This window comes from Peribacillus sp. (genome assembly GCF_059453735.1).
Window position 1 is genome coordinate 1 of record NZ_JAZVJO010000338.1, and the last position, 4995, is coordinate 4995.

General features: G+C 37.9%; 4 protein-coding genes and 3 pseudogenes. 2 read left to right on the forward strand and 5 right to left on the reverse strand.

Going from position 1 to position 4995, the window contains the following annotated elements; genetic code table 11:
- The 3 genes and pseudogenes from AC52RT_RS10800 to secG all read right to left on the reverse strand — a co-directional run.
- Positions 1–279, reverse strand: a pseudogene (locus AC52RT_RS10800) (ribonuclease R); the annotation flags it as partial.
- Between the two features lie 52 nt (positions 280–331).
- Positions 332–1078, reverse strand: coding sequence for an alpha/beta hydrolase (locus tag AC52RT_RS10805; protein WP_495540751.1), 747 nt, complete (start codon positions 1076–1078; stop codon positions 332–334).
- Positions 1079–1336: 258 nt separating this feature from the next.
- Positions 1337–1570 (reverse strand): preprotein translocase subunit SecG, encoded by a 234-nt coding sequence (secG, locus tag AC52RT_RS10810; RefSeq protein WP_040375834.1) that lies wholly within the window; start codon positions 1568–1570, stop codon positions 1337–1339.
- Positions 1571–1714: 144 nt separating this feature from the next.
- Between secG and AC52RT_RS10815 the strand changes: the two genes are divergently transcribed.
- The gene (locus AC52RT_RS10815; protein ID WP_495540752.1) at positions 1715–2263 is read left to right on the forward strand and encodes a hypothetical protein; all 549 of its coding nucleotides are present in this window, start codon (positions 1715–1717) and stop codon (positions 2261–2263) included.
- 126 nt (positions 2264–2389) lie between these two features.
- Positions 2390–3094, forward strand: a pseudogene (locus tag AC52RT_RS10820) (M15 family metallopeptidase).
- Between the two features lie 46 nt (positions 3095–3140).
- On the opposite strand, the pseudogene AC52RT_RS10825 reads toward AC52RT_RS10820, so the two are convergent.
- Together AC52RT_RS10825 and AC52RT_RS10830 are read right to left on the reverse strand one after the other, a co-directional pair.
- A pseudogene (locus AC52RT_RS10825) lies at positions 3141–3248 on the reverse strand (SEC-C metal-binding domain-containing protein); the annotation flags it as partial.
- Between the two features lie 517 nt (positions 3249–3765).
- A complete protein-coding gene (locus AC52RT_RS10830; protein WP_495540753.1) occupies positions 3766–4137 on the reverse strand; it encodes a hypothetical protein in 372 nt (123 codons plus the stop codon).
- Positions 4138–4995: the final 858 nt, after the last annotated feature.

Consider the following 4995-nt stretch of genomic DNA (forward strand, 5'->3'; position numbering starts at 1 on the left):
CGGCTCATCAGGCGTTACAAATGCAAAGCCCTTAGGGTGACCTGAAAGCTTACCTCTGATGAGATTCATTTTTTGCGGCAGTCCATAGCGGTTATTACGTGTTCGAATCACGCTTCCCTTTTCTTCCATTTTCACAAGTGCTTTAACAAAATCCTTGAAATCTAATGAGTCTTCAATCCCAAGTGCTTCCTCGAGCTCTTGAACAGTTAACGGTTTATAGGCTTCATCTTTCATATAAGAAAGAAGCTTATCGTTAAAATAGCGTATCTTATCTTCCATCTAAAAAACCCTCCTTTATGGGTGTATTTCTTTTTTATAAAATTACGAAGGGTTAATCAGACCATTCCAAGCTTTCTAAAAACTGATAAACGTCTTCATGAAGCTGTTCCTTCTCTTGATCGAGAGTGATAACATGACCTGATTCCTCGTACCATTTCAAATGCTTATCTTCTGATTCTATTTCATTAAAAATGATGTTGGCACTATCCGTATTAATCATTTGATCATGCCTCCCCTGCACAACAAACACCGGTGCGTAGATATGGTCAACATGTTCACGAACATCGGCGATCATCTTTTGAAGCTCTTTTAAAGTATTCATTGGAGTTTTTGCAAAGCTTGTCATTTCATGTTCTATTTCTTCTGCTGTTTTACCTTCGCGTCTTTTATACTCCTTAGCATATGTAAGAACTCCTTGATACATCGTTTCTTCACTTTTAATATACATAGGCGCACACATTGGTACAATACCCTTTACAGGTACAGTGTAACCTAATTTAAGTGAAAATACCCCACCTAATGACAGGCCTACGACAGCTATTTCATTATGACCCATTGAACGTAAATAATCATAGGCAGTCATGACGTCCTTCCACCAGTCAACAGGACCTGTTTTAACCAGCTCTTCTGGGGGAACCCCATGACCTGAATAGTGGGGTGCATGACAAGTATACCCTTTTCCTTCGAGAAATCTACCCAGCATCCTGACATCGCTTGAATTTCCCGTAAACCCATGCAGCATTAAGACTGCTCGTTTCCCGCCTTCAAAGGTAAAAGGCTTTGGAAGCTTAATTTTCATCTAGAGACTCTCCTTTATTCACATCACAATTATAACCGTCCTCCATTAAAATTAATCAAACGTTTGATTAAGAAGAAACTAGGCTATAGCTAGTATACATAACTAACACTTACTCTTATTTAGTATCCTCTTCTATTAAATCAGATAAACAGTCCCCTTGCTATTTTTTTGACATAAAAGAAGGATCTGGCACCTAAATTACCGAAAATAACTAAAAAAAAGCCCAGCAGCTAAGCTAGACTTTTTGAATCTTTACAATTATAAGCCGAAATAAGTAACGGATAATGTTAAAATAAAGAACAATACAGATAATACAATAGTCATGCGATGAAGAACTAAGTCAAGACCGCGAGCCTTTTGTTTTCCAAATAATTGTTCAGCACCACCAGCAATAGCTCCTGATAAACCTGCACTTTTTCCGGATTGTAAAAGAACGCAGAGAATAAGCCCAATTGAAACAATAACTAAAAGAGTTACTAATAAAGTATGCATATACATCCACCTCCTAAAACCCGATAAACATTACTTTTACTGTACCACATTCTTGCTTCTGTAACAATCTAAGATTTGTTAGAAATTGCAAAATATGACCTTGTTATGTCGATAAACTATTAAAAAGAAAGAAGTGATATCAAAATGTTTCAGAATATTCTTCGTTCTATCGATATCCTTACCATAATCTTATCAGTGACAGCCATCTATTCAATGGTTTTCATGGAAACGGACTTTATCAATAGTCTATTAATTATTCTTTCTCCTCTTTTATTATTAATCGCTAAGTATAAGGGCAGCCGCACTTTATTGTTTCTGGCTTATCTTTGCACCACGATTTTCTTCACTTCCCTTATATACAATGCACTATCAACAAGCAGTACTGACTATTTCCATTCAGGTGCCTCATCCTTTTTAATCGCTTTGATAGCGATAACAATGAGTCTAAGTGCTGCGATAATTGGCTTTGGGACAAATACACTGACGATATTGTGGATCTCACTGCATATCCTCGTCCTTAGACAAACGTTAATTCTTTATTCGGCCTCTGCTTTTTTTGAGCGTTTTTGGTCGGAAAAAGCACTCGATACCGTTATTCGTCACGATTATCCATTTATTTTGATGATTGTCTGGCTTGGGCTTTTTTTAGATAAATATCAACGTGAACTTAGTCGAGAGTATATCTCAAGATAATGGTATTTATTTACGGTTTACGATGTTAGTAATATGGAAAGGCTTGTTATATAATTCAAACGGCTTGTTTATTATTGCAATATATTAAATTGCAGGGAATAAATATGGTTATTGGAGGAAATAACAATGTCTTCTGCTCGACTTAGCTTCGTTCTGCTATCTTCTATTTTTTTAGCCTCTGGCTGTTCGATAAATGAAGAAGAAAAAGTGAAAGTAAGTGAACATAAAGAAAGTGTAAGAGTAGAGAAAAGCACCGAAGAAAGTGCAGTACTCGTGAATAAAGAAAATAAGCTTCCGCAAGATTACCAAACAGATGATTTAGTCTATCCATCTATCCCTTTTACATTTGAAGAGAAAATTGAAAAAAGAATGCTTAAAACTGTGGCAGCATCCGCCATTGAGCGTTTATTTACAGCTGCGAGCAAATAAGGTCTGGACCTAGCAGGTGTTTCTGCTTACCGATCTCACGCTACCCAAGAATCGCTTTTTAACTATTATGTAGAGAGAGACGGTCTCGAGGCAGCGCTGAGCTATTGTGCCGTTCCCGGTACAAGCGAGCACGAAACAGGCTTGGCTATCGATGTGACTGCTAGTGATGGCTCCTGTGCGGCAGAGGATTGCTTTGGTGATACAAAAGAAGCTGCCTGGCTTGCGCAGCATGCCGCTGAATATGGTTTCATTATTCGTTATCCAGAAGGCAAAGAAGATATCACTGGTTATAAATACGAACCATGGCATCTACGCTATGTGGGTACGACCATTGCACAAGAAATTACTGAACAAGATCTAACATTAGAAGAATACAATCAGACACTTGTAGTGAAACAATAGTTTGCAAAGCCCCCTCTTATTCTTAGATAAGAGGGGGCTTTGGCGTTTATTTAGCTGCACCGCAACACTTTTTAAATTTCTTCCCCGATCCACATGAACAAGGATCATTTCTTCCAATTAAGACCTTGCTTTGTATAGGCTTCAGTTTCTTTTCAGCTTTTGCAAGGATTGCGGACCCTTCTTTTTTCATTTGCAAATAACGTTGTTTGAACAATTCAATCGCTTGGCTGCTATTGTTCAACGTATCTTCTGCAATGTCTCTTGCTTCCTTTTTTGAAAAAGTACTATCTTCTACGATGAATTGATTCGTGTTAAACGTAAATCTAACGCCGAATTCAGCTCTATCCTCTTTATTAATAAATTTCAGGTACACATTATTACAATTACAAGTTGGATGCATACAATAGAAATCGTAAATCCAAAATGTCTTTCCTTCGAACTCACTCTTTAATGAAATGTTATCTTGCAGACCAAATACATCTATGTATTTAACTGCCTTGCCCCCTGCAACTTCCTCAGCGGTTATGGTTCTCATCTATATGCACATCCTAATTAATATAATTTATTACCTGTAGATATTGTATATCGTAATCTGTCTCTCGTCACCTATAACGAAAAACCTCTAGCTTTGCATTACTAAAAGCTAGAGGTCTATCTAATTTAGTCGATCATCAAACATTGTATACTTGAAAACTTGACCAAGAAGCAGCTACCTCTGCACATGTGAGAGTGACAATGGCTGGTGGCAATGCTATTGTCCTGACTGTAACTTGACATGTTGCTAGATTCACAGCTAATAACTCATAATTGGTTGTCCCAAAAAGCGCGAAAGGAGACGTTATCCATCCATTAGCTCTTTGTTGGCGAAGGTTATAGGCTAATAGGTCACATATAACATTACACGATAAAGGAGGAATATTCCGAGTACCTGCACCCGTACCAACGATTGCATAAGACTCCCAAATACCTCTTAACTCATTACAAGTAAATGTTCTAGTAACCCCTGCATTATCGACTAATACTGTACGGCCTACTAAATCCACGTTTACTACATCAGAGGAAATCGGTACACCTGTTAAAGGATCGTTATAATTTAGTACTAATCTCCAACCAGTGTTTTCTCTAACTACAGCTAAATTACTTTCTAAAACCTCGCAGATTGTAGAAAGCTCAGGAATAGGATTTGGATTTGGATTTTCCCAATGAAAACAAATAATTTGAAAGCACCGTTTTCTCTAAAAACTCCCATTCACTATTCGGTGAAATGATAATTGGAGACACTTCTATAAGCTCGTCCACTTTAATATCACGAGCCGCATAGATGCCTCTCCCATACTTGTGCGTATCCTTAACAAAGATCGTTTTCAGTTGATAACACCCCTCTTCCTTATCTTTATTTTCACGCTCAAACTATCCTGCAACGTTTTAATAAATGAAAGGATGTTTGTCCACATCTCTACAATTGTTTTTTGCTTTTCTAAAGGGGTTTTGATTAGTGAAGATTATTCTTACTGCGATTGGATTCTGCCACATAAATTCAGAACGCATCGTGAGTTCCTGGGTTGGGCTCTTGTGCAAATAGTGTATCTTTTCTTTTTTGTATTAGTGGATTCGCTTTTTCCCTTTAGCGACACTTTTTGGATAAAACCAACCCCTTTTTTATCTGATGTCTTCATGAATTGCCTATCATACAGTCTAATAAGCTTTGATTCGGCTTTCATTCGGCCCTTTCTGAACTTTATTCGGCCCAAACGGTGGTTGATTCGGCCCAAATGGAAGTTGATTCGGCCCAAACTCGACATTATTCAGCCCTACTGCGATTTCATTCTCCCCTACAGCAGATTGATTCTTCCCTAACTCGAAAGTATTCTCCCTGTAGCCCCTGAACTAGCTACGCATCG